Below are 26,904 nucleotides of genomic sequence, written 5' to 3'. Positions count from 1 at the left end.
GCCAGACAGGCCCGTTGTTCAGATCAGGGTATTATTCCTGACCTGATTTTCCAGCTCGCGCTTCAAGCCCGGCTCAATCCGCAGTTGTTTGGCCAGCTCCTCGAGGTAAGCCCGCTCCATAAAACTGTCTTCATCAATAACCAGCAGACTGGCCAGATACATTTCTGCTGCCATTTCCGGCGTGCTTGCAGCGCTGGCTACTTCGACCGGGTCAAGCGGCTTCTGCAGTTCCTGATCAAACCAGTTCTGCAACTGCGCATCATTGGTCATACGAGCCACTTCGGCATCGATCAGTTGACGCTCTCGCTGATCAACATGACCATCGGCCTTGGCAGCAGCAATCAGCGCACGCAATACCGCACGACTGTGCTCCTCAACCTGAGGCGCGGGTAAACGATCGACCGTGCGTATCTCGGCCATACCGGTGTTGCCCTGTTTCTGCTGCCATTGGCCGTAGGCCTTATACGCCAGCACGCCGACCGCAGCCAAACCGCCATAGACGGCAACCTTGCCACCCATTTTGCGGGCTTTCTTGTTACCCAACAGCAGACCCAGTGCTGTGCCGCCGCCTGCACCAGCGAGCAGACTGCCAAGATTAAGGCCGCCTGCACTATCGCTGGTCGCCGTTCCCGTGGGTCTGGCCGTTGGCGCCTGTGCTCCTTGCCCCTGAATCAACTGATTAGCTGATTTCAACAACTGATCAAGCAGTCCACCTGTAATCATGGCATTCTCCGTAAGGTTTCCAATCTAACTAGACAATGATAAATGCAGAATTATCCGTTCCGGGTTAATTGCAACTGAAAGGTCATGCACATGTCTGAAGCAAAGAAGCACCTGCTGATACTGGGCGCTACCGGCATGGTTGGCGGGCAGCTGCTGCGTGCCGCATTGGCTGATCCCACTGTTGCCAGAGTCACCGCGCCGACCCGCCGCCCGCTGCCCACTCAGGCGCGACTGGATAACCCGGTTATCGATTTCCGCACATTGCCAACAGATTGCGCATGGTGGCAGGCCGATGCACTGCTCTGCGCACTGGGCAGCACACTCAAGCAAGCCGGGTCCAGAGCGGCTTTCCGCGCCATTGATCATGATCTGGTGCTGCACGCGGCCCAACGTGCACGGCAAGCCGGCACACCCTGTTGTGCGTTGATCTCTTCGGTCGGCGCCAGCACAGGCGCCAGTTCATTTTATCTGCGCACCAAGGGTGACACCGAAGCAGGCCTGGCCGCATTGGGCTTTGACTCATTACAGATTCTGCGTCCGTCGCTTCTGGACACGGGGCCAAGACCTGAGAGGCGTCCAGCTGAGCAGGCTGGTCTGCTTTTCTCACGCCTGTTCAGGCCGGTGATTCCTGCGCGTTACCGGCCAATCAGCGCGGTGCGGGTCGCAGCGTGTATGCTCGGTCTGGCGTTAGCTGCCAAGCCGGGAACACGCATTATCGAATCAGAGCAGATTGCCATCTGGGTGAAGGGAAAATGACCCAAACTCGATAATGGCACTTTGCTACACTATATTGAAGCGCAGGCCAGCTATACTGCACTGTGTCTGACCATTACAACGCTATGACAGCAGGGACGTCATGATCGACTACAGCAAAAAACGCTTTCTGGTGGTAGATGATTTTTCCGAGTTCCGCACCTCGGTAACGGGCATGTTGCGACTGATGGCGGTCAAGCAGGTCGACGCTGCAGCCAAGGGCGAGGAAGCCTTGGCGCTGTGCCGCAATAGCCAATACGACATCATTTTGCATGATTACAATCTGGGCGCCGGTAAAAACGGCCAGCAGGTGCTTGAGGAGTTACATCACGCCAAGCTGATCAGCCCGCACTGTATTTTCGTCATGTGTACCGCTGAGAGCAGTCAGGCCATGGTCATGAGCGCACTGGAGTGCGAGCCGGATGCCTATCTGACCAAGCCCTTCAACCGCGCCAGCCTGCAGCAACGACTCGACAAGCTGGTGGAGCGCAAGACAGCACTCAAACCGGTCCTCGACGCATTGAGTAAAGACGACAGTCGTGGCGTTGTAGCCGCTTGTGACCAGCTGGTCAAGAGCAACCCCAAGCTGGCCCCGCAGTGCCTGCGTTACAAAGCCAATGCACTCAAGGCGCTAGGCATGCAGGACGAGCTGCAGGCATTGCTCAACCAACTGGTCGGCGACCGGCCCATACCTTGGGCTGTCGTTGCCCTCGGCAATCTTTGGCTTGAACAAGGCAAGCTCGACGAAGCCGAGCAACTGTTCAACACAGCCATCAGCCAGTTCCCCATGCTGCCTGCGCTGTTTGACGGGCTAGCGGCTGTCCAGCAGGCCCGGGGCGATCAGCAAAAGGCCCAGGAGTATCTGATTCAGGGGCTACGAATTTCACCCAACAGCCTGCAGCGCCAGCAGGCTCTCGGCCAGCTGGCGCGCAGCAACGGGGATTATGACAGTGCAGTAAAGGCCTTCAGACAGGCCATCGACCTGGGTCGCAACTCACAGTTCCGTGATCCGGAAAACCACCTGGGCCTGGCCGGCAGTCTGAATGATCAAGTGGGTGACGATGCCCCTGGCAGCAAAGCAATGATCGAGATCCGCCAGACACTCGGCGATCTGGGCAAGAGCTGGAAGAACGATCCAGGCTTGCGGGTACGCGCCAACCTGTTGGAAGCCAGTACGCTAAAAAAAACTGGCGACACCAGCGGCGCTGACAAGCTGATCAGTGCCGCCGCCGAACAGCTGGCACAGATGGATACCTTCTTCTCCGCCGACAAAGCACTTGAAGTGGCCGCACAGTTGAAAAAGCTCGGGCGCACAGACATCGCTGAGGAGGTACTGGGCACCTGTGCAGAAATGTACGGCGATGATGAAAGCATCATGTCCGCGATCAGCCAGCATACCGACAACCCGGCCATTCTTCAGGCTGGCACTCAGGCCCAGCAGCACAATCGCGAGGGTATTCGCGCCTACCAGCAAAAACAGTTTCCGGAGGCCCTGGCGTTATTTCGTCAGGCCCAGGCCCTGCAACCGCGCAATATCAGTTTTGCCCTGAACACAGCCCAGTCACTGCTCAGGCTGTTGCTGACCACACCAGACGCCGATCTCAAGACCGAGTGTCTGGCATGCCTTGAACAGGTTCGCAGCATGCCGACCAGCGACCCGCGCTATCCGCGCTACAGCAAACTCTGCTCCACGGTACAGGGACTATGAGCGCAGATCAGGAGCATGAAGGACTGGATTTTTCCACGGTGTTGGCGTCCACCGTGCATGACATGAAAAATTCCCTGGCGCTGCTGATGCAGGCCTATGAGACCTGGACCGCCTCACTGCCCGCTGATCTCACCGACAGTGCCGAGCATGGTGCGATCGAATACGAATCCCTGCGCCTGAACGGCATGCTGGTGCAGATGCTCGGGCTCTACAAGCTAGGGGTAAATCAGCTGCCAATGCGCCCGGCCTGGGTTGAAGTCGAGGATTTTCTCGAGGCCCAGTTGGCGCGCCACGCCGATATTCTGCGCTCACGGCATATCGACGGCCGTTATGAGGTCGAGGAAGACGGTCTGATGGCCTTTATCGACGCCGAACTGGTCGGCTCGGTGGTCAGTAACGTGATCAACAACTCGATTCGCTATGCGCGCTCAGCGATACATCTGCAGGCCTGGATGGAGGACGAGCAACTGGTGATTGCCATAAGTGATGACGGCCAGGGCTACCCTCCAGCCATGCTCGAGCATCAATCCGACTATGTATTGGGCATCAACATGAGCAGCGGCAGCACTGGCCTGGGTCTGTATTTTGGCCAGCGGATCGCCGAACTGCACCAGCGCAATGGCGTCCAGGGCCGCATTGCGCTGGCCAATGACGGCGCCCTGGGTGGCGGCGAGTTTCGCATTTACCTGCCCTGAGGCGCCTCTGGAACAACTCAGCGTGGCATCATGCGCACGCTGTCCAGGGCCTCAAGCGGTTGTGGCCGACCCAGGAAATAGCCCTGGGTGAAATCCACTCCAATTACCCGTAGACAATCCAGTATCGCCTGGCTTTCAACAAACTCTGCCACGGTTTTCAGGCCCATTTCATGGCCAATGGTGTTGATCGAAGCAACCATGGCCCGAGCGATCGGATCGGTATCGATATCCTTGACGAAAGCACCATCAATCTTCAGAAAATCCACCGGCAGATTCTTCAGATAGGCAAAGGACGACAGCCCAGAACCGAAATCATCGAGGGCAAAATAACAGCCAATCGCCTTCAGCCGTTGCATGAAAATTACGGCTCGGCTCAAGTTGGCAATGGCACTGGTCTCGGTAATTTCAAAGCAGATACACTGCGGTGGCACACCATGTCGATCAAGGGTATCGAGTATAAATTCGAGAAAGCTTTCCTCGCCAAGACTGGCTGCCGACAGATTGATTGAATAGTTGCTCGTCACATCCGGGTGGCGACGGCAATAATCACCGACCCAGGCGAGGAAGTTACTGACTACCCAGCGGTCAATGGCCGGCGCCAAGGCATAACGTTCCGCCGCCGGCATAAAGGCTCCGGGGGGTATCTCGCGGCCATCTTCGGCGAGCAGGCGCACCAGCACCTCATAGCCAGCCAGTCGGCCATCCTCGGCATATTGGATAGGTTGCACGCAGAGCCTGAGCAAGTCACCGTCCAGCGCCTGACGCAAGCGCGTTACCCACTGCATTTCGCCGCGCCGCTCAAGCAGTTTCTGGTCGTCGGCCTGAAAGATATGGATCCGGTTGCGGCCGGCATCCTTGGCCGCATAGCAGGCGCTGTCGGCGGCACTGAGCAGCGCTCCCAAGGACTCGCCGGGCTCGATGGCCACCAGCCCGATACTGACACCCACAGCGAAGCTCTTACCCTCCCAACTGAAGCGAAACGCCTCCACCAGCGCGCGCAAGCCGTCTATGATCGGCACCGCTTCTTCAAGCGGACAACCGCTGAGCAGCAGACCAAATTCATCACCCCCCAGTCGCGCCAGCACATCGCTGCTGCGAATACGGCTCTGGAACAACTTCGACAGCTGACGCAACAACTCGTCGCCAGCCGCATGTCCACAGGTATCGTTGACCACCTTGAACTGGTCCAGGTCCATATAGCAGAGCACCTGATCACCGCGTTCACTTGAGGGCAAGCTAAGTACCGCCGCCAGTCGGCGCTCGAACTCGGCGCGGTTGGCCAGTCCGGTCAGTGTGTCGTGTGCCGCCTGGTGTGACAACTCACGGGCCAGCCGGCGGGTATCGGTGACATCATGGAAGCTCAATACCGCACCTATGATGCGGCCCTCGGCATCGCGGATCGGCGCTACAGCATCCTGGATCGCCACATCACTGCCATCCCGGCGGCGCAGCAGCAAGCCGCTGCCGTCCTGCCCGGATATCACCTTGCGGTAACGTCGCAACAAGGCCGTGACCGGATTGCCCAGTGCGTTGCCAGACAGCTCGTCGTAGAGCCGGTAAACCTCTTCCAATGGGCGCCCAAGGGCCTGATCTGCGGACCAGCCGGTGAGTTTTTCCGCAACCGGATTGATGTAACTGACTCGACTGTCTGGGCCAGTGGTGATCACCCCGTCACCAATCGAGGCAAGGGTTACCTGGGCGAGCATTTTTTCCTGATACAGCTGCTGTTCAATCCGTCGCCGCTCGGTAATGTCGCGAATCATGCAGGTCAACAGATGCTCGTCGAAGGCGCCTCGGCTGACCGTCAGCTCGGCGACGAACTGCTCATGCCCTCGACGACTGAACAGGACTTCCTGTTTGAGTTCACCACCGGCTTCCGGGCAAGGCAAACCTAGCCAGTCCTGTTCCGCCACCAACCGCTGCAACGACTGGCCCACCAGTTGCTCGGCAGGCAAGCCAAACAGTCGCTCGGCTCCGGGATTACAACTTGCCAGGACCCCTTCTGGAGTGCACGTCACGATGCCGTCACGAATATCGCGAATGATCGACTGGGTAGTGCCAACCGCTGTCTGCAGGGCACGGATGACCTTGTTGTACTGCCCGGCAATCTGTCCGACCTCGGTAAAGGGCTCAACCGGTACCTCACGGGCAAAATGCCCGTCACGCTGGTGCGTTGCCATGGCATCTAGCAGATCAATCAACTCGGTACGAGCCCCATGCTCGGAGACATTCAGTCCCACCCTTTCATCCTCGATCGATACGCGCAGCGGCATGATCCGATTCAACAGTCGCAGCAACAGCCAGGTCACGCCAAAGGCCCATATGCCAGCTACTATCACGCCCTGCCCCTGCACCAGCAATTGTTGCCAGCGGTCCAGCCCGGTACCCAGCCGCTCCATATCGGCAAACAGCGCCACGGCCAGGGTGCCCCAGATACCGCTGGCTAAATGCACCGGCACTGCACTCACCGCATCATCAATACGGAAGTGATATAACAGGCGGTCAGCCAGATACATCACCAGACTGCCGACAAGACCGATAAACAACGCCACCCCGGCATCCACCACATGGGCACTGGCGGTGATCGCCACCATACCGGCAATCATGCCGTTCAAGGGATAGACCGGATCAACCAGACGCCAGCGCCACCAGGACAGTCCCATACCGCCGAGGATGCCGGCGATCGCCGCCAGCACCGTATTGGCAATGATAGCGGGCACGCTCTGATCGAAACTGAATGTGCTGCCACCATTGAAACCAAACCAGCCAAACAGCAACAGCAAGGCGCCAAGCATGGCCATGGGCAAGTTGGAACCCGGCAAACTGCGGCCCTCGCGGGACTGGTCAAAGCGACCCTGACGCGGACCCAGGACCAGAATGACCGCCAGGGCTATCCAGCCGCCAACGCCATGCACCACGGTCGAGCCAGCAAAGTCGACAAAGCCACGTGCCGCCAGCCAACCCTCGCCATCGGTAATGCTGCCAGCCCAGGCCCAATGACCAAAAAAGGGATAGATCAGTCCTGCCGTCAGCGCCGCCACCAGCAAATAACCACTAAAGTGCATACGCTCGGCGGCAGCGCCGGACACAATGGTCGCGGCCGTGGTGCAGAACATGGCTTGGAACAGGAAGAACGCCGCCTGCCAGGTATCATCGAAAGACAGCAGCAAAAAACCGCTGCCAACCCAGCCGTCGTGGCTCAGACCAAACATGATGCTGAAACCAAAGAGCCAATAGAGCAGGATGGCCACGCTCAGGTCAGCCATGTTCTTGACCGCTACATTGATAGCGTTCTTGCTGCGGGTCAGTCCCGACTCAAGGCACAGAAATCCCAACTGCATGTTAAACACCAGGCCGGCACAAAGTACGACCCAGAGGACATCGAGCATGGCAACCGGCATGGCGAATACCTGCAATATGGCACTGTGCTAGCGCGCCCGTCAGGCGCACGCCTCAAAAAAGGGCAGACCATCACGGAATACACCCGGATCAGCCCATCTCAGTGCAAAGGATGCAGATTCTGTTCCAAAAGAGTCGATATGCTGGCGATGTGATATTGACGCAACAGCGATAGGCGTGGGAAAGCTGGGACGGAACAGCATCTGGCGCCGGGCAGGCCCGGCGCCAGTCTTCATCAGTCGGCGATATGCACCAACTGCTTGCCGAAGTTCTTGCCCTTGAGCAAGCCCTTGAAGGCCTCAACCGCGTTATCCAGACCTTCGGCGACGGTTTCACTGTACTTCAACTGGCCGGACGCTACCTGACCGGCCAGCAGTGCAGTAACCTCCTGGTGCTGATCCTGCCACTCGGTGACCAGGAAGAAGCGGTGTTCCGGCTTGGGATCCAGTGCGCCGAACACGTGGAACGGGGTTTCCACCTTGCTGGCGTCTTCGGCATTGTAAGCCGACACATAACCACAGATCGGCACCCGTGCGCCTGGATTAATCAGTTTGGCCACGGCGCGGGTTACCGCACCGCCGACGTTTTCAAAATACACATCGATACCGTCCGGGCAGGCCGCTGCCAAATCGGCTTCAAGATTGCCGGCCTTGTAATCGATACAGGCATCAAAGCCCAGCTCTTCCACTACAAAGCGGCACTTGTCTGGACCACCGGCCACACCAACTACACGGCAACCAAGCTGTTTGGCGGTCTGACCCACCACGGTGCCGACCGGACCAGAAGCCGCAGACACCACCACGGTTTCGCCGGCCTTGGGCTTGCCGACATACATCAGGCCACAATAACCGGTGCGTCCTGGCATGCCGGCCACACCCAGATAGGTCTGCAATGGCGCGCCCTGATCCTTGATCTTGTAGACCATCGGTGCATCACCGGGGATGATGCAGAACGACTGCCAGCCGGAATAAACAGTGACCAGATCGCCGACCTGATAGTTGGCTGATTTGGACTCGACCACCCGGCCGACGCTTTCGCCGACAATCGGCGCACCGATCTCGATCGGATCCATATAGCCTTTGCTGTCGTTCATGCGCGGGCGCATGTAGGGGTCCAGCGACAGCCACAGGGTCTTGATCAGGACTTCACCGTCCTTGAGTTCGCGGACCGGCTCTTCTCTGATCAGCAGGTCGCCGTCCTGGATTTCACCCTGCGGGCGCTGGTTGAGTACCACTTTACGGTTGATATAGGCCGACATTATTCGCCTCTTTGCGCAATCTTGAATGGGCGGGGATAAAAGCCCCGTAGCGGACAGATCATAAACAAGCAGCAGCGGAAGTCACGGCCAGCAGGACACTATTCATCAGGCTGATTGCCTGCCAACAGGGTCAACGAGTCAATTTCACATCCAGAACATCCACCGGCAACGCATCATGGTGAACCAGCTGGTTACGGCCCAGTGCCTTGCCACGGTACAGCCGTTCATCCGCGCGGCGAAACAGCACGTCGGCGCTATCACCATCAACTGGCCAGGCGGCCATGCCAAAAGTCGCGGACAGGCTGAGCGACTGCGGACCAACGTTCAGAGGTGCCTGACTGAGCTGTAACCGGAGTGCCTCGACCACCGGACGTGCCGCGGCCAGATCGGTACCACGCAGCAAGACGCCGAATTCCTCACCGCCAAGTCGACCGATAGTATCGGTTTCCCTTATCCGCGCAGAGAGCACACGGCAGATATGTTGCAACGCCGCATCACCAATCGCATGTCCCCAGCGGTCGTTGACCTGCTTGAACAGATCGACATCCAGCAGGACCAGGACAAAGGGCGACTGGTTACGCGCCGCCTCGGCAATGCTTCGCTCCAGACTGCGCTGAAAGCTGCCGCGATTGGCCACACCAGTCAATGCATCGGTATCGGCCATGCGTTCCAGAGCCTGTTGCGCAGCGGCGCGGCGCCGTTCATACAGATGCACAAAGACCAGTATCAACACGCCACAGATCAAGGCATTACCCAAATCGATAAAGCCGGATGCATCACCCGGCAAGCCAAAACGCTGCAGATAAACCAGCGTGGCAAACAGCATGAAAGGCATGGCCAGCCACAAGCCGACCAGACGACCGAGCAACAGGTAGGACATCACCGGCATCATGTAAACCCAGACGAAAGCTGTTACAGACGCCCCAGGCATGACAATGATGTAAATGATGAAGGCATTCAGCGGCAGCAGGTAAGCCACGATCCAGAGGACCGGTCGGCGCGCCACCGGAATACGCCAGGCACCCCAGAGCAGCAACGCCGTGGCAAGTAACTCAAGCGCGGCAAACAGCGCATTGCCCTGACCAACCTGCAGAGCGGCAAAAAATCCGAGGGTGACGCCAGTGATCAAAAAGATCACCCGAATAAGCGAACGCTGGTCGGCATCCACCAGGCCGGTTTGCCCCGGCTGGTCAGATCTGTTGTCTGTGCGGACCTTCCTTGCGCGCATCACCCGTGTTTCCAGCAAGATTTGAATGCCAGTATAGCTACCGGCCAGCCACTGCCAATCAGTTTGCCCAAGCCTGCTGCAGATGCTGATCCTTCAAGCGCACGTAGTTGGCGGCGGTGTAACCGAGAAACTGCCGTTCCTGGTCAGTCAGCGGCCGCACCTGGCGAGCCGGACTCCCCATATACAGGAAGCCGGACTGCAGCCGTTTGCCAGCGGGCACCAGACTGCCCGCGCCAATGATCACCTCATCCTCGACCACCGCACCGTCCATAACGATGCTGCCCATGCCGACCAGCACCCGGTTACCCAGGGTGCAGCCGTGCAGCAGGACCTTATGGCCGATGGTCACCTCTTCACCAATCTGCAGCGGGAAACCGTCCGGGTTGAAGGGACCGGCATGGGTGATATGCAGTACACTGCCGTCTTGAACACTGGTACGCGCACCAATGCGAATGGCATGCATATCGCCACGGATTACCGTCAAAGGCCAGACCGAGACATCATCCCCCAGCTGCACATCACCGAGCACCACGGCGGAGGGATCGATAAACACCGACTGACCAAGCCTGGGTTGGTGTTCGCGGTAACGGCGGATATTCATTGATTCTGTTCCCATTGAAGAAAGCTCTTGTGACCATTATTAAAAGACAGTGGCTCTAGCCTGTGCTGTCATAGTAAATAGTATGCAACCCGATGTAATGCCGAACGTCTTTTAGGATAGCCGATGACCATGAGTAACCCGCTGCTGCAGCCATACGACCTGCCCCCTTTCAGCCAGATCCGTGCCGAGCACGTAAAGCCGGCCATAGAACAGGTTCTGGCGGACAACCGTGCCCGTCTGCAGTCATTGCTGGACTCACCTCCGCCCAGCTGGACCTGGGACAACCTGATCGTTCCGCTGGACGATATGGGCGAGCGGCTGTCACGGGCCTGGTCGCCAGCCAGCCATCTGAATGCCGTGATGAACAGCCCTGAACTGCGCGATGCCTACAACGAGTGCCTGCCACTACTCAGCCAGTTCTATACCGAGCTTGGACAAAACCAGGCGCTGTTCCAGGCCTACTCTCAACTGGCTGAAGGCGAGGCGTTTAGCGCGCTCGACGAAGCCCAGCAGACCATCATTCGCCATGCCCTGCGCGACTTCCGACTGTCCGGCATTGCCCTGCCAGCAGCTCAGCAAAAGCGCTATGGCGAGCTGCAGATGCGCTTGTCTGAGCTACAAAGTCGCTTCTCCAACCAGGTTCTGGATGCGACCCAGGCCTGGACCAAGTTGATCACCGACGCCGCCAGCCTGGACGGCCTGCCTGAGTCTGCGCTGGCCCAGGCCCGTCAGGCTGCCGAGGCCAGTGGCCAGGATGGCTGGTTGATCACCCTGGAATTCCCCAGCTATTACGCCGTGATGACCTATGCCCATGATCGTGGCCTGCGCGAAGAAATGTATACCGCCTATTCCACACGGGCTTCAGATCAGGGCCCGCGGGCCGGTGAACACGACAACGGCCCCTTGATTGACGAGATTCTCGCTCTGCGCCATGAACTGGCGGAGCTGCTCGGCTTTGCCAACTATGCCGAACTGTCACTGGCTACGAAAATGGCCGACAGTACCGATCAGGTGGTCGGCTTCCTGCGCGATCTGGGTCAGCGCAGCCGCGGTTATGCCGAGCAGGATCTGGCGGCCCTGCGCAACTTTGCCGCCGAGCACGGCTGCAGCGAGCTGCAAAGCTGGGATGTCGGCTACTACAGCGAGCAACTGCGTCAGCACCGCTATGCCATTTCCCAGGAAGCGCTGAAACCCTATTTCCCGATCAACCGCGTGTTGCAGGGCATGTTTTCCATTGTGGAACGTCTGTATGGCATCCAGCTAAGGGAAGTAGCCGAGTTTGAACGCTGGCACGCCGATGCGCGGCTGTTCGAAGTGATCGAACAGGGCCAGGTGATTGGTCGCTTTTTCCTCGACCTGTACGCCCGCAGCAACAAGCGAGGCGGTGCCTGGATGGATGGTTGCCGTGATCGTCGGCAGATGCCGGGTGGCGAGTTGCAGAAGCCGATTGCCTACCTGGTCTGCAACTTCAATCCGGCGATTGGCGACAAGCCAGCGCTGCTCACCCATGACGAAGTCACCACCCTGTTCCATGAGTTCGGCCATGGTCTGCACCACCTGTTGACCCGGGTGGATTACCCGGCCGCCTCGGGTATCAATGGCGTGGCCTGGGACGCGGTCGAGCTGCCGAGTCAGTTCATGGAAAACTGGTGCTGGGAACCCGAGGGGCTGGCCTTGATTTCAGGGCATTATCAGAGTGGTGAAGCACTGCCACAAGACATGCTCGACAAGATGCTGGCGGCCAAGAACTTCCAGTCTGGCCTGGGCATGCTGCGGCAGATCGAGTTCTCACTGTTTGATTTTCTGCTGCACCGTCGTGACCAGCCAGAACTCAAGGCCCAGGCGGTTCTCGAACAAGTTCGCGCCGAGGTTTCAGTGTTCCCGCCACCGGCTTTCAATCGCTTCCAGAACGGCTTCTCACATATCTTTGCCGGTGGTTACGCAGCAGGCTATTACAGCTATAAATGGGCTGAAGTGCTGTCAGCCGATGCCTTCTCGCGCTTCGAAGAGGAGGGCGTGCTCAACGCCGAGACCGGCCGCGCGTTCCGCGAGCAGATTCTGGCCAAGGGCGGTAGCCGTGAACCCATGGCGCTGTTTGTCGCCTTCCGCGGACGCGAGCCGAGCATCGATGCACTGCTGCGCCACAGCGGCCTGATCAGTGAGGCGGCATAATGGACGCACCGGCGGTGATCAAGCGCTTTATAGCCGGTGCCGTGTGTCCGGCCTGCAGCAGCATGGATACCATTCGGATGTTCGATCAGGATGGCGTGCCCAATCGAGAATGCGTCAGCTGTGGCTATGCTGACACCCTCGACGAGCGCGGTAACTCGGTACCCAAGGAGATTCCAACACGGGTGACCAAGGCCAAAGCCAGCAAGCCGGCGGTCAAGGCACAAACCGTGCAGTTCTTCCCCAATCCGCGATTGAAAAAACCCGACGCCTGACCCTCGGCTTGATCAGCTCGTCATGCCTGGCAGTTGGATATCCAGCCCCAACTGCCGTGACAGGCAGGGCCACTGTGCCCAGACCTTGTCTGCGCCCTCAGCTTGCTGTGCTGCACAGTGCTCGGAAAAAGACTGGCTGGCAAACAGGGTTTCCGGCAACAGACCGTCCACCGCACGCATGACCAGCGCATCCAGCTCGTTGGCAAAGGGCTCACCCAGCAAATGGTGGGCAATCAGGTTGGCCCACGTGGTATCCAGTGGCAACAAAGAACCCCCGCCATGGGTGGCATAACGGTCATTCACTTCTTCAATCAGCCGGTGAGCCAGATAGGCCTCATCGAGCAGCGCCAGCATGCCGCTGTGATCGGCAGGCAGGTCCGGCGGTTGCAGAAAAAAAGCCTCGGCTACCTTGAGCACCGGCCGCAATTGACTGCGCATATCGGCCCGCTCAGCTACCCGCTGGGCGGCCTCGAGCATGTCCGGAACCTGGCGTATATAGCCATCGATGAAAAGCAGCAGGCTGTGTCGCGGGCTGTCTTTTACCGCAATGGTCGGGTGCAGTGAAGGCAGACGCTGCTCCAGCCAACGACCCAGACTGGAAGCCTGCTGTTCCTGCTGAGCAGCCAGATCAACACGCTCACGCAGTGCTTGAATATCCATGGAGTCACTCCGGCAATGCCTGAATCGATGCCGGTTGGCAACGGGAAGACAATGAATGGGCTGGCTAAAAGCTAGCAGAGCACAATGATATCGTCAAAGTGACTCATATATGAGTCATTGGAATAATATGCACCTTGATTTGGCCGCGCCTTGTTAGCACTTTGTAACGTAGAACTAGCATAATCAGGTGCACGACGCCTTGACAGATATCAAAAAATAAAGTCAATGAGGGGATTGCCAAGGAGTCTCTCAGGTCTATACTCAACTGGTCTGGCTGTTTTTGGGGGGCAGACGTACAGCGCACCGATATCCGTGACTACGGCATTGCCTGACGACGAAGGCGGTATTCTTAACCGCTGACAGTCCCCCGCACCAGATCTGATAAAAACAATAAGGGGAACCGGGAATGTTGCGATATGCAAAGGCCTGGCTGAGTGGATTAGTCCTGCTCGCACTCAGCGGCACCATACACGCCGACTGGGCATTCAATATGCCCAAAGGGGTCACTCAGGTCAGCAATGAGGTCTACGACCTGCACATGCTGATCTTCTGGATCTGCGTCGTCATTGGCATCGTCGTCTTCGGCGTGATGTTCTACTCCATGTTTGCGCACCGGAAGTCCAAGGGCGCGGTCGCTTCCAAGTTCCATGAAAATCTCACCGTTGAAGTCCTCTGGACCGCCATCCCATTGCTCATTTTGGTTGGCATGGCCGTGCCGGCAACCAAGACCCTGATCAGCATCTACGACGCCAGGGATGCCGATATCGATGTGATGGTCACCGGATACCAGTGGCGCTGGCAGTACAGCTACCTGGGTGAGGACGTGAGTTTCATGAGCAACATGACCACCCCCCGCGAAGAAATCCGTAACCTCACCGACAAAAATGACAATTATCTTCTGGAAGTGGATGAGCCACTGGTTGTGCCAATCGGCCAGAAAATACGCTTCCTGATCACCGCCGCCGATGTCATCCATTCCTGGTGGGTACCGGCCCTGGCCGTGAAGAAGGACGCCATCCCGGGCTTCGTCAACGAAGCTTGGACCATCATTGACGAACCCGGCATATATCGCGGCCAGTGCACCGAGCTTTGTGGTCGCGATCACGGCTTCATGCCCGTGGTAGTCGAAGCCAAGACCCAGGAAGACTTTGATATCTGGCTGGCAGAGAAGAAGGAAGCCGCGGCCCGCGAAGCCGAGTTGACCAGCAAGGAATGGACGCTCGCCGAGCTGATGACGCGCGGCGAAGAGGTCTATGGCCGCGCCTGTGCCGCCTGTCACCAACCCGGAGGCGAGGGTATTCCGCCCATGTTCCCGGCTCTCAAAGGCAGCGACATGGCACTCAACGATATTCAGGGGCATATCAATATCGTCGTTAACGGCAAGCCTGGCACCTCAATGGCGTCATTTGCAGCCCAGCTATCCGAAGTCGACATTGCCGCGGTCATTACCTATGAGCGGAATGCTTGGGGCAACGACACCGGCGACGTAGTGACGCCAGTCGACATTCTCAACTTCAAGAACAGCCAATAAGGAGACCATCATGAGTGCAGTGATTGATCACCATCACGACGACCATGCCCATGGTCCTGCCAAAGGCCTGATGCGCTGGGTACTGACTACCAACCACAAGGACATCGGTACGATGTATTTGTGGTTCAGCTTCGCCATGTTCCTGCTCGGCGGCTGCATGGCCATGGTTATTCGCGCCGAACTGTTCCAGCCCGGTCTGCAATTGGTCGAGCCGGAATTCTTTAACCAGATGACCACCATGCATGGTCTGATCATGGTCTTCGGCGCGGTCATGCCGGCCTTCGTCGGTCTGGCCAACTGGATGATTCCGATGATGATCGGCGCACCGGACATGGCCCTGCCACGCATGAACAACTTCAGCTTCTGGCTGCTACCAGCCGCCTTTGGTTTGTTGGTATCGACCCTGTTCATGGAAGGTGGCGGTCCGAACTTCGGCTGGACCTTCTACGCACCACTGTCCACCACCTACGCGCCACCGAGTGTGACCTTTTTCATTTTTGCCATCCATATCGCCGGTATCAGTTCGATCATGGGCGCGATCAACATTATCGCCACCATCCTCAACCTGCGTGCGCCTGGCATGACCCTGATGAAGATGCCACTGTTCGTCTGGACCTGGCTGATCACCGCCTTCCTGCTGATCGCGGTGATGCCGGTACTGGCCGGCGTGGTGACCATGATGCTGATGGATATCAACTTTGGCACCAGCTTCTTCAATGCCGCCGGTGGTGGTGACCCGGTGATGTTCCAGCATATCTTCTGGTTCTTCGGTCACCCCGAGGTCTACATCATGATTCTGCCGGCCTTCGGTGCCGTCAGCGCAATCATCCCGGCCTTCAGTCGCAAGCCATTGTTCGGTTATGCCTCGATGGTCTACGCCACAGCAGCGATTGCACTGTTGTCCTTTGTGGTCTGGGCTCACCACATGTTCACCGTCGGCATCCCCCTGACCGGCGAACTGTTCTTCATGTACGCCACCATGCTGATTGCCGTCCCCACCGGGGTCAAGGTGTTCAACTGGATATCAACCATGTTCCGGGGTTCGCTGAGCTTCGAGACGCCCATGCTGTTTTCGGTGGCCTTCGTCATCCTGTTCACCATTGGCGGCTTTTCCGGACTGATGCTGGCCATTGCGCCGGCTGACTTCCAGTACCACGATACCTATTTCGTGGTCGCTCACTTCCACTATGTACTGGTGCCTGGTGCGATCTTCGGTATCTTCGCTTCAGCGTATTACTGGCTGCCCAAGTGGACCGGCCACATGTATGACGAAGTGCTGGGCAAAACGCATTTCTGGATGAGCTTCATCGGTATGAACCTGGCGTTCTTCCCGATGCACTTCATCGGCCTGGCGGGTATGCCGCGCCGGATTCCGGACTACAACATGATGTTCGCCAACTTCAACATGATCTCTTCGATTGGAGCCTTCATGTTCGCGGCAACCCAGTTATTGTTCCTGTTCATTGTCATCAAGTGCATCAGAGGTGGCCCGAAGGCAGCAGCCAAGCCTTGGGATGGTGCCGAAGGTCTGGAATGGACAGTGCCCTCACCAGCGCCTTACCACACCTTCAGCACACCGCCTGAAGTGAAATAAGCAGAGGCCCGGTCATGAAAGAGCAAGGCATCAGCACCAAAAACCTGGTCAGTCGCCTGTTGATACTGGTGGTCGGTATGTTTGGTTTCGGCTTTTTGCTGGTGCCCATTTATGACGTGATGTGTGACGCTTTCGGTATCAATGGCAAAACCAGCGACAGCGCTTTTACCGGCAACGCAGGCGAGATAGACGAAGCGCGATCCATCCGCGTGCAGTTTGTTTCAACCAATGCCGAAGGCATGTCCTGGTCCTTTGGGCCCCAGGCCAATGAAATCGTCATGCATCCGGGAGAAACCCGGGAAATGGTCTTTCTTGCCCATAACCCGACCAACCGGCCGATGATTGCCCAGGCGATACCCAGCGTGTCGCCGTCCAAGGCCGCTGCCTTCTTCCACAAGACCGAATGTTTCTGCTTTACCCAGCAATTACTGCAGCCAGGTGAAAGCATAGAAATGCCGGTGCGCTTTATTGTCGACCCGGCCTTGCCCGGTGAAGTCCAACGCCTGACCCTGGCCTATACCCTGTTTGATGTGACTGAACGCATGGCTGCCAGCTTTGATCTGGCGGCGGTGCACAGCAACTGAATTTGACTGCCTGATAAGGAGAACAACAGATGGCGAGTCACGACTCAACGCACGAAGCCTATTACGTCCCGGCGCAAAGCAAATGGCCGATCGTCGGTTCAATCGGCCTGCTGACCACCCTGGTCGGCATGGGTACCTTGATGACCTCAAGCGGCAACAGCGGGCTGATCGCCATGCTGGTTGGCCTGCTGATCCTCGCCTGGATGTTCACTGGCTGGTTCGGCAATGTCATCGACGAAAGCCACAAGGGCCTGTACAGCGCGCAAATGGACCGTTCCTTCCGCATGGGCATGGGCTGGTTCATCTTTTCCGAAGTGATGTTCTTTGCCGCCTTCTTTGGCGCGCTGTTTTATGTGCGCACCTTTGCCGGTCCCTGGCTGGCCGGCGAGGGCGACAAAGGTGTAAGCGGTATGCTTTGGGAAGGCTTTGAATACACCTGGCCGCTGATGACCAATCCGGATCCGAAACTCTTCCCTGGGCCGGAGCAAGTGATCAGCCCATGGCAACTGCCGCTGATCAATACCATTATGCTGATCACCTCCAGTATCACCGTGACCTTTGCCCACCACGCATTGCGTGCTGGCAAGCGTACCGCGCTGAAAAACTGGATGATTTTGACCATCGCCCTGGCTGTCGTGTTCCTGTTTGTACAGGGCTACGAATATGTCCACGCCTACCGCGATCTTGGTCTGACGCTGAACTCCGGGATCTACGGCGCGACCTTCTTCATGCTCACCGGCTTCCATGGTGTGCACGTATTCATGGGCACCCTGATCCTGACGGTCATGCTGGTGCGTATCTACCGCGGGCATTTCACCCCGGAAAACCACTTCGGCTTTGAAGCCGCCAGCTGGTACTGGCACTTCGTTGACGTGGTCTGGGTCGGCTTGTTCCTGTTCGTATACGTATTCTGAACGGATGGCGGGCCCTGCGGGGTCCGCTTTATTTCAGCCAGGGCGTATGCCAGCCCAACTGGCCAGTCCAGAATCCGAATACCAGCAGCATTACCAGCAATACCGTCAAACTGATACGAACACTCAATGCCGTGACCAGTCGTCCAGAGCCATTACTGTCCTTGACCAGAAAGAACAGACCGCTGAACAGGCTGACAAGAATCGCCAGCATCAAAGCCAGAATGGCCAATTTTAGCCACATAGTATGAATCCTTAGGGTTGAAGTGGTGCCAGTATAGACCCTGCTGTGGATCCAGGTAGCCATGTCTGAAAGTCGAAATTCTCTACGTTTTGCACCAGGATGGCCACTTTGGCTGTTTCTGCTGGCCTTTATGCCGCTGCTGATCAGCCTTGGCTTCTGGCAGCTCGATCGCGCCGAAGAAAAGCGCCAGATGCAGGCGCAGATGGACCAGAATCGCGGCAATCTGAGCCTACCCCTGAGTGACTTACTGAATGAAGCTGATCCGGCCTGGCGACCGGTTTACCTGCAGGGCGAATTTGACCAGCAGGCCATCTGGCTGCTCGACAACCGCACCCGCAACGGACAAGCGGGCGTGGAGGTGCTTCAGGCCTTTAATGACCTGTCGGGACATCGCGTACTGGTCAACCGCGGCTGGCTGCCCTGGCCTGACCGTCAACAGCTACCGGCCCTGCCACCTGCAGCAGGCACACTGGCACTGGATGCCGAGTTGCTGCCCGAAGCAGGCGAGGCCTTTACCCTGGGCGCTGACAGTCCAGGCGACAACTGGCCACGCCTGATCAGCCGTATTGACATGCAGCAGCTGGGAATCGAATCGGGCCAGCCACTGCTGCCCTGGATCGCCCGGCTGCGCATCGGCAGCCCCGCGGCCTTGACGCTGGATTGGCCACCCTTGCCGATGACCTCAAGCAAACACACCGGCTATGCGGTGCAATGGTTTGCCTTGGCTACAGCTTTGCTGGCACTCTTTATCTGGGCCGGATTTCGGCCCGAACCCCGGGGGGAATAATAATAAGATGAGCATGACCGAAGACAACCTCAAGACCACGCAAAAACCGCGCGGGCAACTCAAGCTACTGGCAATAGTCGCGATCGTCGTAGGCCCCATGCTGGTCGCCTGGATCATGGCCAAGAGCGAATTCATCCCCGGCAGCCATACCAACCGTACCGACCTGGTTGAACCGATAATCACCCTCGATGATTGGCGGGTTGAGCTGGAGCAGGTAGGTTACGGCGCACCCTGGCGCCTGCTGGTGACCGCACCTGGCGAGTGCCAGGAAGACTGCCTGGCACTGCTGCACGAAGCCCGACAAATCAATGTTGCCATCGGGCGTGAGGCGTCACGGGTCCAGCATTTGCTGGCGACCGGTGATCAGGCCAGTGAGACGCAATTGGCCCAATTGCACAGCGACTTTCCGCGCATGCAGCAAGCACGCCTTGATCCGCTTGCCTATATGTCCAGCCTCAGCGTGCATCCAGCGGCCTGGTCTGAAGGGCCGCAACTCTGGCTGATCGACCCCTTGGGGCGCGTGGTACTGCATAAGGATCCCGCCGCACCCGGCAAAAAGCTGCTGGACGATCTCAAACATCTCCTGAAAGTCTCCAAGGTAGGTTAAGGCCATGCGTAAACCCGGATACCTGTTTGCCGTTGGCGCCCTGGCCTTCGGTTTCGTTGTTGTGATCCTAGGTGCCTACACTCGCCTGGTTCACGCCGGACTAGGCTGCCCGGACTGGCCGGGCTGTTATGGCTTCCTTGGCGTGCCGCGCAGTGAGAATGCCCTGGCCCTGGCGGAAATGCGTTTTCCCGATGAACCGGTGGAAATCTTCAAGGCCTGGGCGGAAATGGTCCATCGTTATGTTGCCGGCATTCTTGGCCTGCTGATCCTCGGGCTGGCGCTGTTCAGCCTGAAGCAACGCAAAGTCCCGGGCTATCCGATTGGCCTGAGTTTTGGCCTGCTGCTGCTGGTGATCTGTCAGGCCCTGTTCGGCATGTGGACGGTGACCCTGAAACTCTGGCCACAAATCGTAACCTTGCACCTGCTTGGTGGTTTCGCCACCCTGACCTTGCTGCTGTTACTGTCCCTGCGCCTATACAATCAATTCCCGCCCCTGCCGCAACGCCCCATACTGCTCAGTGTGCGCCGTTTTGCCAGACTGGCTCTGGTGGTGGTCATAGTGCAGATCATGCTGGGTGGCTGGACCAGCACCAACTATGCCGCAGTGGCCTGTGTCGATCTGCCAACCTGCCATGGACAGTGGTGGCCGGATGAGATGGATTTTGCCGCTGGATTTCACCTGTTTCATGAAATCGGCCCTAACTACCTCGGCGGCATACTCGACGGCCCCGGGCGCACAGCCATTCACTTTACCCACCGGATTGGCGCGGTGATTACCACCCTGGTGCTGCTGGTGCTGGCCTGGCGCATGCTGGATCTGCGCCTGAACAAGCTCGCCGGACTCCTGGTACTGATCCTGGCGACCCAGGTCAGCCTGGGCATCACCAATGTCCTGGCGCATTTGCCGCTGGCCGTTGCTGTAGCCCACAACGCCGTGGGTGCAGCATTGTTGCTGGTCGTTGTCAGCATCAATTATCGCCTGCGTGCACCCGTCGCAGAACCCTTGCTAAACAAAGGCAGTGGCTCAGGAATGCTGGCCAGCCGCTGACGGCTGGCGCATACTGGGCCGAGATCAAAAGAATAAAAAACAGGCGCCCCAGGCGTCGGGGGAGTAACACATGACCACCTTGACCAAGCGTGCACAGGCCACGGCCGGCTGGCGCGATTATCTGGAGCTGACCAAGCCCAAGGTAGTTGCGCTGATGATCATCACCTCAGCCATCGGCATGCTGCTGGCCACCGAAGGCATGGTGCCCTGGCACGTACTGATTCTCGGTAATCTGGGTATCGCTCTGTGTGCCGGCTCAGCCGCCGCAGTCAACCATGTGGTTGATCGGCGCATTGATATCCATATGGCCCGCACCCAGCGCCGCCCCCTGGCCCAGGGTCGCGTCAACCCGCTGAACGCGCTGATGTTTGCCCTGATCCTCGGCCTGGCCGGCATGGCCATCTTGCTGCAATGGATCAACGCCCTTACTGCCTGGCTGACGCTGGCATCACTGCTTGGCTATGCGGTGATCTATACCTCGTTCCTGAAACGGGCAACGCCGCAGAACATCGTGATTGGCGGACTGGCCGGTGCAGCACCACCACTGCTCGGCTGGACTGCGGTGACCGGCCAGATCGATGCCGAAGGGCTGCTGCTGGTCCTGATCATCTTTGCCTGGACGCCCCCGCACTTCTGGGCGCTGGCCATACACCGCAAAGAAGAGTACGCCAAAGTCGATATCCCCATGCTGCCCGTGACCCACGGCGAGCGCTACACCAAACTGCACATTCTGCTTTACACCTTTATCCTGCTTGCCGTGAGCATGCTGCCCTATGTCATTCACATGAGTGGCTTACTCTATCTAGGAGTTGCGCTGGTTCTGGGTGTGCGCTTTATCGATTGGGCCTGGGCACTCTGGCGTGACAGCCGCCCGCATGCGGCAATCAAGACCTTCAAGTTTTCTCTCTGGTATCTGCTGTGGCTGTTTGTGGCACTGCTGGTCGATCATTATGTGGGAGTGGCCGGATGGCTATGAATGGCGTGCAAAAAACCGTTCTGGTAACCCTGGCAGCCATTGCCCTGGTAATTGGCGCCGTGGTCAACAAGGTCAGCCGGCCGGTACCGCTGGACCGTGATCAGCTGTCGCGGGCTGGCATTTTTCTGTTTGATACGCCGCGCGCCTTGCCGGATATCAGCATGACTTCAGCTGCGGGACAGGCCTGGGGCAAAGACGATCTGAATGGCCAGTGGGACCTGTTGTTCTTTGGCTATACCTTCTGCCCGGATATCTGCCCAACCACCATGGCGGAGCTGCGCCAACTGGTCACCAGCCTGCCGGAAAACAGTCGTGCGCAGTTGCAGGTGACCATGGTGAGTGTCGATCCAAATCGCGATACACCGGAGCAGATGGCCTCCTACCTTGAGTTCTTCAAGGCCGGTTTCAACGGCGCGACCGGTGAACCCGAACAACTGGCCAGCCTGGCCCGGGCCCTGTCGATTGCCTATATCGAGCCGGACACCAGCACCGAGAACTACCTGGTCGACCACAGTGGTCAGGTGGTGATGGTCAATCCACAGGGTCAGTATGTCGGCTTTATCCGTCCGCCCCTGAAACCACAGGAACTGGCACTCTGGCTGCCCAAGATCATGGCGCTGCCCTGATCAAACACAGCACAACGTGGCCCGGCCTGGTATTGGCTCAGACTAGGAACGACGCGGAACCGCCATCGCCAGCATGAATATCCCGGCGGCGCAGACCACGATCGAGGGTCCGGCCGGGGTATCCAGATACCACGACATGCTCAACCCCCCGACGACCGCCAGACAGCCCAGCAGACTGGCGCCCAGCGCCATCTGCTCCGGCGTGCGAGCATGCCGCTGGGCGGCTGCCGGAGGGATGATCAGCAACGAGGTGATCAGCAGTACGCCAACTATCTTCATGGCCACGGCAATCACTATGGCGATCAACAGCATCAGACCCAGGCGAATGGCGGTGACCGGCAGCCCCTCAACCCGGGCCAATTCCTCATGCACGGTGATCGACAGCAGAGAACGCCACATCCAGGCCATCAACAACATCACCACCAGCACCCCGCCAAGCATCCAGTACAGGTCGGAATGGGTAATCGCCAGCAGATCGCCGAACAGATAGGCCATCAGATCGACACGGACATTGTCGGTCAACGCCAGCACCACCAAACCCAATGACAGCGTGCTGTGCGCGAGGATGCCCAACAGGGTGTCACTGGCCAACCAGTGCTTGTGCTGCAGCGCCACCAGTAACACCGCGAGCAGGACACAGCCGGCAATCACTGCAACCGTCAGATTGATGTCGAGCAACATGCCCAGGGCGATACCCAGCAGGGCGGAATGCGACAGGGTATCGCCAAAATAGGCCATGCGCCGCCAGACCACAAAGGAGCCCAGGGGACCAGCAACCAGGGCTAGACCCAGGCCGGCAACCAGGGCAAGCAATAAAAAATCAGGCATGGTTACAGTTGGGTCCGTGCTGGTGGGTATGACTCTGGCCGGCTTCAACGACTTCGCCGTGCAAATCGTGGTCATGATCATGATGGTGGTTGTACACCGCCAGGGCACTGGCCTGCTCGCCAAACAGAGCAACAAAGGCCGGGTCCAGACTGACCTGCTCGGGGTGGCCCGAACAACAGACATGGCGATTCAGGCAGACCACGGTATTAGTGGTTGCCATGACCAGATGCAAGTCATGGGAGACCATCAGAATGCCGCAGTTGTAGCGGTCTCGCAGGCGGGTAATCAGTTGATAAAGTTCGATCTGGCCGTTCACATCAACACCCTGAACCGGCTCGTCCAACACCAGCAAATCAGGCTTGCGCAGCAAGGCACGGGCCAGCAGGATGCGTTGCATCTCGCCACCCGATACCTGCTGTAACGGACGTCCCTGCAGATGCTCGGCACCGACGTCCTGCAAGGCATTCAGCGCATCTGCCTGACGGGCTCCCGGGGCCAACAGCAGAAAACGCATGACGGTAAGGGGCAAGGTCGCATCGACCTGCAATTTTTGTGGCATATAACCAATGCGTAGCCGTGGCTGACGCTCTACCTGACCGCTGTCGGCCTTGATCAGCCCGAGCACGACCCGGACCAGGCTGGTCTTGCCGGCGCCATTCGGGCCAATCAAGGTCACCACTTCACCGCGCTGCACAGCCAGGCTCACGCCTTCAAGCACCGGCGTGCCCTGTAGACGTAAACTGACGTTACTCAGACTCAGTAGCGGCTGGCTCATTGGCCGGCCTGACATTGGGCACACAGCCCGGTAATTTCCACAGTCTCATTTTCAACCTGAAATCCCAGCTCACTGGCATCGGCGGCTATCGCCCGAGCAATCCCGGCGCTGTCCAACTCAATCGCAACATGGCAGGCTCGACAGATCAGAAACTGCCCCTGGTGCTGATGATCCGGACTGGAGCAGCCGATAAAGGCATTCAGCGAAGCAATACGATGTACCAGCCCCTGTTCAAGCAGAAAATCCAGCGCACGGTACACGGTCGGTGGTGCAGCGCGGCGGCCGTCTTCGCGTCCCAGCGTCTCAAGAATATCGTAGGCGCCCAACGGCTTGTGACTATCCCAAACCAGTTCCAGTACCCGCTTGCGCAGTGCGGTAAAGCGTACGCCAGCTCTATCGCAAAGCTGTTCAGCAGACGCCAGGGCGCCACTGACACAGGCACTGTGATCGTGGGGTTGATGGGGATCCGCGGGCATACTGTGTTCGGTCATGGCAGGGCGCCTGTAAAGGAAGTCTATGCGGCTGGAGAATGGCTGTTATCATATAACAAATATGCTTTCGGAGGTATGACCATGCTGTTGCGCACTCTCAGCTGCCTGATCGGCGGCTGGCTGGTATCCATGGCCGCGCTGGCCGACTCACCGCGGGTCCTGACCAGCATCCAGCCATTGCAACAGATTGCTGCCGCTGTACTGGATGGCATTGACCAGCCGGGGCTGTTGATGCCGGCTGGCAGCTCGCCCCATACCTATGCTCTGCGCCCTTCGGATCGCCGTGCGCTGCAGCATGCAGAACGCATTTACTGGATTGGTCCAGAGCTTGAACGCTTCCTCGAAAGCCTGTTGGAGCAGCAGCCGCAGGCCAGTGCGATGATGTCGCTGCCCGCGTTGCGCATCCGTGAACAGGCACAATCGTTGAACTTCCAGAGCAGCGAGCAGCATGAGCATCATCACCATGATGACGGCCACGATCATGGCAGCCTGGATGCGCATATCTGGCTGTCGCCCTTCAATGCTGCGCACATCGCCGAGCATATGGCCACCGATTTGCGCCCACTCTATCCCGAGGATGAAGCCCGTCTGCAAGCCAATCTGGAGAACTTCAAACAACGCCTCGCGGCACTGGACGCACAGATCAAAACGCGCCTGGCACCGCTGGTCGACAAACCCTACTTCGTCTTCCATGACGGCTATGGCTATTTTGAAGACCATTACGGTCTGCGCGCACGCGGCATATTCAGCTTGTCGCACGAGATTCAACCCGGCGCACGGCATATCAATGTGCTGCGCCAGCAATTGATCGCTAACGCCCCGAGCTGTGTTTTCAGCGAACCTCAGTTCACGCCGCGGCTGATCAACAGTCTGACCCAGGGCATCCCTGTTGAGCAGGCCGAGCTCGATCCGCTTGGCAGTGCCACAGCGGTTTCTGCCCGTGGCTACGAGCAATCCCTGCAGACACTGGCCGACAATCTGGCCGGCTGTCTGGAACGGCTCTGATCAACGGCGTAGTCGGGCACTTGCAAAATACCCCGACCAACCGCATTGTTGCGGCATTGAGCGAACAGGCAAGGAGCACTTATGCGCTGGAAAGGCGGCAGGCGAAGCAGCAATGTCGAAGATCGGCGCGGGCTCTCAGCCGGCGGTGCGGCGGGAGGCGGTGCGGCTTTGCGCCTGCTGCCGCTGCTGATCCGCTCGAAAATCGGACGCTGGGTATTGGTTATCGGGGTGGTGCTGTTCTTTGCCGCACGTCTGGCCGGAATTGATCTGCTGCCGTTACTCTCTGGCCAAGGAACAGGTGGCGGGCCCGAGCGAGCCATTCCGCCTGAACAGGCCGAGCTGGTGGAGTTTGTCTCGGTGGTGCTGGCCGATACCGAGGACACCTGGGAAACCCTGTTCCAGTCCATGGGTCGCCAGTACCAGCAGCCCCGGCTGGTGATCTTCAGCGGCCAGGTCTCCTCGGCCTGTGGCTCAGCCAATTCAGCCATGGGGCCCTTCTATTGCCCGGCTGATCAACGGGTTTATATCGACCTGTCGTTCTATAACGATCTGCGCGAAAAATACGGTGCCCCCGGCGACTTTGCCCAGGCCTATGTGATTGCCCACGAGGTCGGTCACCATGTGCAGACCCTGCTGGGCATCTCGGCGCGCGTGCACGAGGCGCGGCGCAGCGCCTCTCCGGCCCAAGCCAATCAGTTATCAGTACGCCAGGAATTGCAGGCCGATTGCTTTGCCGGACTCTGGGGCTTTCATGCTCACACCCAACGTCAGTTGCTCGACTCGGGGGACCTGGGCGAAGCACTGACCGCCGCCGCAGCCATTGGCGATGACCGCCTGCAGCAGCAGTCTCAGGGCAGGGTCACACCAGACAGCTTTACCCATGGTAGCTCGGCACAGCGCATGGCCTGGTTCCAGCGTGGTTTCGAGTCAGGCAAGTTCAGTGCTTGCGATACCTTCAGCGCGCGCAACCTGTAACGACTGGCAGCGCTCAGGGCTGGCGTCGGGCCTGCGCGGCCTGCACTACACGCTCGGCGGGGATGCGTAGCTGTTGCAGAAGATAGTGCTTGAAGGCCGGCGTCCACGGCTGGCGCGCTATCGCCTCGGCCATGCAGCCAAGCCAGGCATCACGCTGTGACTCACCGATAGGCCAGCGCGCATGGAAACCCGGAATGCTGATCTGACCGTAGCGCTCCTGATACAGACGCGGCCCACCCAGCCAGCCACTGAGAAAGCAACTTAGTTTGTCACGCGCAGCGCTGAGATCCTCTGCGTGCATGGCGCGGATCTCCTTGGCCATGTCAGCTTGATCCATGAACCGATAGAAATCATCCACCAGCTGACGAATGCCCTCCAGACCACCCGCGGCCTGGTAGGAGGCATCCTGCTGGCCATATTCGAGCATTGGCGACATCGGTATGCTTATCCGTT

General features: G+C 58.5%; 27 protein-coding genes. 16 read left to right on the top strand and 11 right to left on the bottom strand.

Annotation, left to right across the window (positions count from 1 at the left end; translation table 11 throughout):
- Window positions 1-18 precede the first annotated feature (18 nt).
- Window positions 19-723 (bottom strand): tellurite resistance TerB family protein, encoded by a 705-nt coding sequence (locus tag AC27HQ_RS03420; RefSeq protein WP_487154520.1) that lies wholly within the window; start codon window positions 721-723, stop codon window positions 19-21.
- A gap of 90 nt (window positions 724-813) precedes the next feature.
- Here AC27HQ_RS03420 and AC27HQ_RS03415 point away from each other — a divergent pair, with 90 nt between their 5' ends.
- The 3 genes from AC27HQ_RS03415 to AC27HQ_RS03405 all read left to right on the top strand — a co-directional run bounded on the left by AC27HQ_RS03415 (window position 814) and on the right by AC27HQ_RS03405 (window position 3,879).
- Window positions 814-1,479, top strand: a complete 666-nt coding sequence (locus tag AC27HQ_RS03415) for a Rossmann-fold NAD(P)-binding domain-containing protein (RefSeq protein WP_487154519.1) — start codon at window positions 814-816, stop codon at window positions 1,477-1,479.
- A 100-nt stretch (window positions 1,480-1,579) separates the two neighbouring features.
- The gene (locus AC27HQ_RS03410) at window positions 1,580-3,184 is read left to right on the top strand and encodes a response regulator (protein ID WP_487154517.1); all 1,605 of its coding nucleotides are present in this window, start codon (window positions 1,580-1,582) and stop codon (window positions 3,182-3,184) included.
- A complete protein-coding gene (locus AC27HQ_RS03405) occupies window positions 3,181-3,879 on the top strand; it encodes a sensor histidine kinase (RefSeq protein WP_487154516.1) in 699 nt (232 codons plus the stop codon). The genes AC27HQ_RS03410 and AC27HQ_RS03405 overlap by 4 nt, the downstream gene beginning before the upstream one ends.
- A 17-nt stretch (window positions 3,880-3,896) precedes the next feature.
- Here the strand turns inward: AC27HQ_RS03405 and amt are convergent, their stop codons facing one another.
- From amt to AC27HQ_RS03385, 4 genes are all read right to left on the bottom strand, one after another.
- The gene (gene amt, locus AC27HQ_RS03400; RefSeq protein ID WP_487154515.1) at window positions 3,897-7,280 is read right to left on the bottom strand and encodes an ammonium transporter; all 3,384 of its coding nucleotides are present in this window, start codon (window positions 7,278-7,280) and stop codon (window positions 3,897-3,899) included.
- Between the two features lie 233 nt (window positions 7,281-7,513).
- Complete coding sequence (locus tag AC27HQ_RS03395) at window positions 7,514-8,536, bottom strand: NADP-dependent oxidoreductase (RefSeq protein ID WP_487154513.1); 1,023 nt, start codon at window positions 8,534-8,536, stop codon at window positions 7,514-7,516.
- Between the two features lie 130 nt (window positions 8,537-8,666).
- A complete protein-coding gene (locus AC27HQ_RS03390) occupies window positions 8,667-9,764 on the bottom strand; it encodes a GGDEF domain-containing protein (RefSeq protein ID WP_487154611.1) in 1,098 nt (365 codons plus the stop codon).
- A gap of 58 nt (window positions 9,765-9,822) precedes the next feature.
- A complete protein-coding gene (locus tag AC27HQ_RS03385; RefSeq protein WP_487154609.1) occupies window positions 9,823-10,365 on the bottom strand; it encodes a gamma carbonic anhydrase family protein in 543 nt (180 codons plus the stop codon).
- 123 nt (window positions 10,366-10,488) lie between these two features.
- Between AC27HQ_RS03385 and prlC the strand changes: the two genes are divergently transcribed.
- On the top strand, window positions 10,489-12,537 hold the full coding sequence (prlC, locus tag AC27HQ_RS03380) for an oligopeptidase A (RefSeq protein ID WP_487154512.1): 2,049 nt from the start codon (window positions 10,489-10,491) through the stop codon (window positions 12,535-12,537).
- Window positions 12,534-12,809, top strand: a complete 276-nt coding sequence (locus AC27HQ_RS03375) for a YheV family putative zinc ribbon protein (RefSeq protein WP_487154607.1) — start codon at window positions 12,534-12,536, stop codon at window positions 12,807-12,809. The genes prlC and AC27HQ_RS03375 overlap by 4 nt, the downstream gene beginning before the upstream one ends.
- 12 nt (window positions 12,810-12,821) lie before the next feature.
- On the opposite strand, the gene AC27HQ_RS03370 is transcribed toward AC27HQ_RS03375, so the two are convergent.
- Window positions 12,822-13,469 (bottom strand): hypothetical protein, encoded by a 648-nt coding sequence (locus AC27HQ_RS03370; protein WP_487154510.1) that lies wholly within the window; start codon window positions 13,467-13,469, stop codon window positions 12,822-12,824.
- 406 nt (window positions 13,470-13,875) lie between these two features.
- Between AC27HQ_RS03370 and coxB the strand changes: the two genes are divergently transcribed.
- The 4 genes from coxB to AC27HQ_RS03350 are packed head-to-tail and all read left to right on the top strand — an operon-like array spanning window position 13,876 to window position 18,092.
- The gene (gene coxB, locus AC27HQ_RS03365; RefSeq protein WP_487154508.1) at window positions 13,876-15,000 is read left to right on the top strand and encodes a cytochrome c oxidase subunit II; all 1,125 of its coding nucleotides are present in this window, start codon (window positions 13,876-13,878) and stop codon (window positions 14,998-15,000) included.
- A 10-nt stretch (window positions 15,001-15,010) separates the two neighbouring features.
- Window positions 15,011-16,594 carry a cytochrome c oxidase subunit I gene (gene ctaD / locus AC27HQ_RS03360; protein WP_487154507.1) on the top strand — a complete coding sequence of 528 codons (1,584 nt, stop codon included), beginning with the start codon at window positions 15,011-15,013 and terminating at the stop codon, window positions 16,592-16,594.
- 14 nt (window positions 16,595-16,608) lie between these two features.
- On the top strand, window positions 16,609-17,178 hold the full coding sequence (locus AC27HQ_RS03355) for a cytochrome c oxidase assembly protein (protein WP_487154506.1): 570 nt from the start codon (window positions 16,609-16,611) through the stop codon (window positions 17,176-17,178).
- 29 nt (window positions 17,179-17,207) lie between these two features.
- Window positions 17,208-18,092: a cytochrome c oxidase subunit 3 gene (locus AC27HQ_RS03350; protein WP_487154504.1), complete on the top strand. Its 885-nt coding sequence runs from the start codon at window positions 17,208-17,210 to the stop codon at window positions 18,090-18,092.
- Between the two features lie 28 nt (window positions 18,093-18,120).
- Here the strand turns inward: AC27HQ_RS03350 and AC27HQ_RS03345 are convergent, their stop codons facing one another.
- Window positions 18,121-18,333, bottom strand: a complete 213-nt coding sequence (locus AC27HQ_RS03345; RefSeq protein WP_487154503.1) for a twin transmembrane helix small protein — start codon at window positions 18,331-18,333, stop codon at window positions 18,121-18,123.
- A 61-nt stretch (window positions 18,334-18,394) separates the two neighbouring features.
- Between AC27HQ_RS03345 and AC27HQ_RS03340 the strand changes: the two genes are divergently transcribed.
- The 5 genes from AC27HQ_RS03340 to AC27HQ_RS03320 all read left to right on the top strand — a co-directional run bounded on the left by AC27HQ_RS03340 (window position 18,395) and on the right by AC27HQ_RS03320 (window position 22,377).
- A complete protein-coding gene (locus AC27HQ_RS03340) occupies window positions 18,395-19,120 on the top strand; it encodes an SURF1 family protein (RefSeq protein ID WP_487154501.1) in 726 nt (241 codons plus the stop codon).
- Between the two features lie 7 nt (window positions 19,121-19,127).
- Complete coding sequence (locus AC27HQ_RS03335; RefSeq protein WP_487154499.1) at window positions 19,128-19,727, top strand: hypothetical protein; 600 nt, start codon at window positions 19,128-19,130, stop codon at window positions 19,725-19,727.
- Between the two features lie 4 nt (window positions 19,728-19,731).
- Window positions 19,732-20,775, top strand: coding sequence for a COX15/CtaA family protein (locus AC27HQ_RS03330; protein WP_487154498.1), 1,044 nt, complete (start codon window positions 19,732-19,734; stop codon window positions 20,773-20,775).
- A gap of 70 nt (window positions 20,776-20,845) precedes the next feature.
- Complete coding sequence (gene cyoE, locus AC27HQ_RS03325; RefSeq protein WP_487154497.1) at window positions 20,846-21,751, top strand: heme o synthase; 906 nt, start codon at window positions 20,846-20,848, stop codon at window positions 21,749-21,751.
- On the top strand, window positions 21,748-22,377 hold the full coding sequence (locus AC27HQ_RS03320; protein WP_487154605.1) for an SCO family protein: 630 nt from the start codon (window positions 21,748-21,750) through the stop codon (window positions 22,375-22,377). Before cyoE ends, AC27HQ_RS03320 begins: the two co-directional genes overlap by 4 nt.
- Window positions 22,378-22,419: 42 nt before the next feature.
- Here the strand turns inward: AC27HQ_RS03320 and znuB are convergent, their stop codons facing one another.
- From znuB to AC27HQ_RS03305, 3 genes are read right to left on the bottom strand one after another with little or no spacing between them, the layout of a single operon-like run.
- Window positions 22,420-23,205 carry a zinc ABC transporter permease subunit ZnuB gene (gene znuB / locus AC27HQ_RS03315; protein WP_487154496.1) on the bottom strand — a complete coding sequence of 262 codons (786 nt, stop codon included), beginning with the start codon at window positions 23,203-23,205 and terminating at the stop codon, window positions 22,420-22,422.
- The gene (gene znuC, locus AC27HQ_RS03310) at window positions 23,198-23,980 is read right to left on the bottom strand and encodes a zinc ABC transporter ATP-binding protein ZnuC (RefSeq protein WP_487154494.1); all 783 of its coding nucleotides are present in this window, start codon (window positions 23,978-23,980) and stop codon (window positions 23,198-23,200) included. Before znuC ends, znuB begins: the two co-directional genes overlap by 8 nt.
- Entirely contained in the window at window positions 23,977-24,471 is a 495-nt protein-coding gene (locus tag AC27HQ_RS03305; RefSeq protein ID WP_487154493.1) for a Fur family transcriptional regulator, read from the bottom strand. Before AC27HQ_RS03305 ends, znuC begins: the two co-directional genes overlap by 4 nt.
- 81 nt (window positions 24,472-24,552) lie before the next feature.
- Between AC27HQ_RS03305 and znuA the strand changes: the two genes are divergently transcribed.
- Complete coding sequence (gene znuA / locus AC27HQ_RS03300; RefSeq protein ID WP_487154492.1) at window positions 24,553-25,476, top strand: zinc ABC transporter substrate-binding protein ZnuA; 924 nt, start codon at window positions 24,553-24,555, stop codon at window positions 25,474-25,476.
- An 81-nt stretch (window positions 25,477-25,557) separates the two neighbouring features.
- A complete protein-coding gene (gene ypfJ, locus AC27HQ_RS03295; RefSeq protein WP_487154491.1) occupies window positions 25,558-26,451 on the top strand; it encodes a KPN_02809 family neutral zinc metallopeptidase in 894 nt (297 codons plus the stop codon).
- A gap of 13 nt (window positions 26,452-26,464) precedes the next feature.
- Here the strand turns inward: ypfJ and AC27HQ_RS03290 are convergent, their stop codons facing one another.
- On the bottom strand, window positions 26,465-26,887 hold the full coding sequence (locus AC27HQ_RS03290; RefSeq protein WP_487154490.1) for a group II truncated hemoglobin: 423 nt from the start codon (window positions 26,885-26,887) through the stop codon (window positions 26,465-26,467).
- Window positions 26,888-26,904: the final 17 nt, after the last annotated feature.

This window comes from Halopseudomonas sp. 4NH20-0008, assembly GCF_057548395.1.
Note: the sequence above shows the minus strand (reverse complement) of the source record. Positions and strands in the feature narration are given on the sequence as shown.

Excerpts from the sequence above, each read along its gene's own strand:
- AC27HQ_RS03340 (WP_487154501.1), top strand. The coding sequence starts at position 18,395 with ATGTCTGAAAGTCGAAATTCTCTACGTTTTGCACCAGGATGGCCACTT.
- AC27HQ_RS03350 (WP_487154504.1), top strand. The coding sequence starts at position 17,208 with ATGGCGAGTCACGACTCAACGCACGAAGCCTATTACGTCCCGGCGCAA.
- AC27HQ_RS03320 (WP_487154605.1), top strand. The coding sequence starts at position 21,748 with ATGAATGGCGTGCAAAAAACCGTTCTGGTAACCCTGGCAGCCATTGCC.
- AC27HQ_RS03305 (WP_487154493.1), bottom strand. The coding sequence starts at position 24,471 with ATGACCGAACACAGTATGCCCGCGGATCCCCATCAACCCCACGATCAC.
- AC27HQ_RS03385 (WP_487154609.1), bottom strand. The coding sequence starts at position 10,365 with ATGAATATCCGCCGTTACCGCGAACACCAACCCAGGCTTGGTCAGTCG.
- znuC (WP_487154494.1), bottom strand. The coding sequence starts at position 23,980 with ATGAGCCAGCCGCTACTGAGTCTGAGTAACGTCAGTTTACGTCTACAG.
- AC27HQ_RS03405 (WP_487154516.1), top strand. The coding sequence starts at position 3,181 with ATGAGCGCAGATCAGGAGCATGAAGGACTGGATTTTTCCACGGTGTTG.
- AC27HQ_RS03335 (WP_487154499.1), top strand. The coding sequence starts at position 19,128 with ATGAGCATGACCGAAGACAACCTCAAGACCACGCAAAAACCGCGCGGG.
- AC27HQ_RS03420 (WP_487154520.1), bottom strand. The coding sequence starts at position 723 with ATGATTACAGGTGGACTGCTTGATCAGTTGTTGAAATCAGCTAATCAG.
- AC27HQ_RS03330 (WP_487154498.1), top strand. The coding sequence starts at position 19,732 with ATGCGTAAACCCGGATACCTGTTTGCCGTTGGCGCCCTGGCCTTCGGT.
- ypfJ (WP_487154491.1), top strand. The coding sequence starts at position 25,558 with ATGCGCTGGAAAGGCGGCAGGCGAAGCAGCAATGTCGAAGATCGGCGC.
- AC27HQ_RS03370 (WP_487154510.1), bottom strand. The coding sequence starts at position 13,469 with ATGGATATTCAAGCACTGCGTGAGCGTGTTGATCTGGCTGCTCAGCAG.
- AC27HQ_RS03345 (WP_487154503.1), bottom strand. The coding sequence starts at position 18,333 with ATGTGGCTAAAATTGGCCATTCTGGCTTTGATGCTGGCGATTCTTGTC.
- znuA (WP_487154492.1), top strand. The coding sequence starts at position 24,553 with ATGCTGTTGCGCACTCTCAGCTGCCTGATCGGCGGCTGGCTGGTATCC.
- coxB (WP_487154508.1), top strand. The coding sequence starts at position 13,876 with ATGTTGCGATATGCAAAGGCCTGGCTGAGTGGATTAGTCCTGCTCGCA.
- AC27HQ_RS03355 (WP_487154506.1), top strand. The coding sequence starts at position 16,609 with ATGAAAGAGCAAGGCATCAGCACCAAAAACCTGGTCAGTCGCCTGTTG.
- AC27HQ_RS03410 (WP_487154517.1), top strand. The coding sequence starts at position 1,580 with ATGATCGACTACAGCAAAAAACGCTTTCTGGTGGTAGATGATTTTTCC.
- AC27HQ_RS03395 (WP_487154513.1), bottom strand. The coding sequence starts at position 8,536 with ATGTCGGCCTATATCAACCGTAAAGTGGTACTCAACCAGCGCCCGCAG.
- AC27HQ_RS03415 (WP_487154519.1), top strand. The coding sequence starts at position 814 with ATGTCTGAAGCAAAGAAGCACCTGCTGATACTGGGCGCTACCGGCATG.
- AC27HQ_RS03390 (WP_487154611.1), bottom strand. The coding sequence starts at position 9,764 with ATGCGCGCAAGGAAGGTCCGCACAGACAACAGATCTGACCAGCCGGGG.
- amt (WP_487154515.1), bottom strand. The coding sequence starts at position 7,280 with ATGCCGGTTGCCATGCTCGATGTCCTCTGGGTCGTACTTTGTGCCGGC.
- prlC (WP_487154512.1), top strand. The coding sequence starts at position 10,489 with ATGACCATGAGTAACCCGCTGCTGCAGCCATACGACCTGCCCCCTTTC.
- AC27HQ_RS03290 (WP_487154490.1), bottom strand. The coding sequence starts at position 26,887 with ATGTCGCCAATGCTCGAATATGGCCAGCAGGATGCCTCCTACCAGGCC.
- cyoE (WP_487154497.1), top strand. The coding sequence starts at position 20,846 with ATGACCACCTTGACCAAGCGTGCACAGGCCACGGCCGGCTGGCGCGAT.
- znuB (WP_487154496.1), bottom strand. The coding sequence starts at position 23,205 with ATGCCTGATTTTTTATTGCTTGCCCTGGTTGCCGGCCTGGGTCTAGCC.
- ctaD (WP_487154507.1), top strand. The coding sequence starts at position 15,011 with ATGAGTGCAGTGATTGATCACCATCACGACGACCATGCCCATGGTCCT.